The 1943-nt window shown below is 69.2% G+C and carries 2 protein-coding genes; one reads left to right on the top strand and one right to left on the bottom strand.

Annotated elements, in window-relative coordinates; genetic code table 11:
- Positions 1 to 489, bottom strand: a 489-nt coding sequence (locus ABZW03_RS40290; protein ID WP_355269773.1) for a hypothetical protein, incomplete at its 3' end; no start/stop codon positions are given.
- Between the two features lie 479 nt (positions 490 to 968).
- Between ABZW03_RS40290 and ABZW03_RS40295 the strand changes: the two genes are divergently transcribed.
- Positions 969 to 1943: ALF repeat-containing protein (locus ABZW03_RS40295; protein ID WP_355269775.1), on the top strand; the 975-nt coding region annotated here is incomplete at its 3' end.

Raw genomic sequence — 1943 nt, forward strand, 5'->3', positions numbered from 1 at the left:
GCCGGTGATGCGCAGTTCGAGGAGGGTGGTGGGCTTGCCGGTGCCGGAGCCGCTGCCGATCCCGACGGGGACGGCGGTGCCCTTGGCGATGTCGACGCTCTGGGAGACGCCCTCGCTGGTGAGCTTGGCGTTGACGGAGTAGTCGTCGGTGCGGATCCGGTACACGTTGGGGACCTCGACGGCGAGGTAGCCGGTGCTGCTGGTGGCGCGGAAGCAGATCTTGTTGCCGCTGCTGTTGGGCAGGTCGAAGCTGAGCACGCTGATCTGGTCGTCGACGGCGCAGTCGGACAGCAGGATGTGGCCGTCGCCGCGCAGCAGCTTGACGTTCGGGTACGGGGCCGGGCCGGGGTGGACGAAGTCCTCGACGGCCGGCGGCGCGGCCGAGTTGTCCGCGGGGGAGCCGTCGGCGGAGGCGAGAGCGGTGGCGCCGAGCGTGGCGGCCACGGCGACCGCGCCGCCAACGAGCAAGCGGGACAAGCGCTTTGACATGTCTGATCCTATTCGTTCATCTGGTGTTGCCCTGATGGGCAGATCTTCGGAATCGGGCGACCGGCCTGAATTGTGAGCCAACCAGCCTGGCATGACGTGACGTCATTCCTCGCGTGAATGACCCGAAGTGACTGCGCGGCGGACACTGAGGCGGCAGGCCGGAATCCGATCCATCGAACCAGATCGGCCGGTGCCCGGACAACCGCTTTCGGCTGCTGGCCAGGCAGGATGTCACGCTTTCAAGACCATTGGGTGCTTGTTGGCGATGCGGCTGTATTTGCTTGGCTATGCTCACCGCCGGGCGTTTCATCGCGGTTGATTCGCCTGGCAACTTCCGGAATTCGTGGACGCTCTGATGCGGCGTCACTTATTGTTGGGCCCCGCTGTGGCCGGGATTCGGCCGACATCGACAGTGGAGGTTTCCAGTGCACCCTTCGATATCCCGTTCAGGACGGCGAGGAAGGGGAAGGCCGCCGCTGTTGGGCAGGCTCTCCCTGGGCTTGCTTCCCCTCGCCCTGACGGCAGGTCTGGTGGGATCGGGCATCCAGTCCGCCGCTGCGACCGAGCCGACCGGCGGTGAGGTCCAGCTGAGCGCCCGCGACGTGGCGTTGCAGGCGTGGCTCAACAGCGGTCCCCGTACGCACGAGCTGGCCGAGGCCGCGCTGGCCGGCTCCGACCAGGACGTGAAGCAGTTCGTCGACAACGTGCTCGCCGGGGCGCAGAGCGCGGACGACCTGCTCGCGGCCACGCAGATCTCCAGCGTGGGCGGTCCGAAGGTCCGGGAGGCCGCCGACAAGGCGATCGAGGGGACGGCCGCGGATCGACGTGCTTTCCTGCAGAGCGGCTGGCAGGAGGCCCTCAACGCCGACCGGCGGCTGTGGATCACCCGGATCACCGACCCCGCGACGGGCGCCGGCCCCAGTCTGCAGGCCGCGGGTGACGCCGCGCTGCGCGGCAACACCAGTGACGATCTGCAGCGGTTCCTGACGGAGACCCAGTTCACGGCCAAGGACGCCGACGACCGGGTCAAGCTGGTCCAAATCCTGAGTTCCGGTGGTGTGAACACCCAGGCGGCGGCGCGTGCGGCGCTGAACGGGTCGATCCAGGACGTGCGTGACTTCCTGGCGTCCGGTCAGTACGTGGCGCAGAACCGTGACATGGAGCGCGCGAGTATCGCGTTGCTGGTGCAGCAGGCGAAGGATGCGGGCGCGCAGGCGGCCCAGGAGTCGGCCGCGGCGATCGAGGCGAAGAACACGGCGGTCCACGAGGCGCAGGAGGCCATGAAGGCCGCCGCGTTGGCCGCGTCCGAGACGCAGCAGGCCGGTAACGACGCGGCCCGGGCCACGGAGGCGGCGAACAGGGCCGCCAGTGCGGCCGACCGTGCGGGTGCGGCGGCGAGGACGGCTCTGTCGGCGGCCCGTGCGGCCAACGCGGGTGCGCGGGCGGCCGCTTAC

The sequence above is a fragment of the Kitasatospora sp. NPDC004799 genome (genome assembly GCF_040609095.1).
Taxonomy (GTDB): domain Bacteria; phylum Actinomycetota; class Actinomycetes; order Streptomycetales; family Streptomycetaceae; genus Kitasatospora.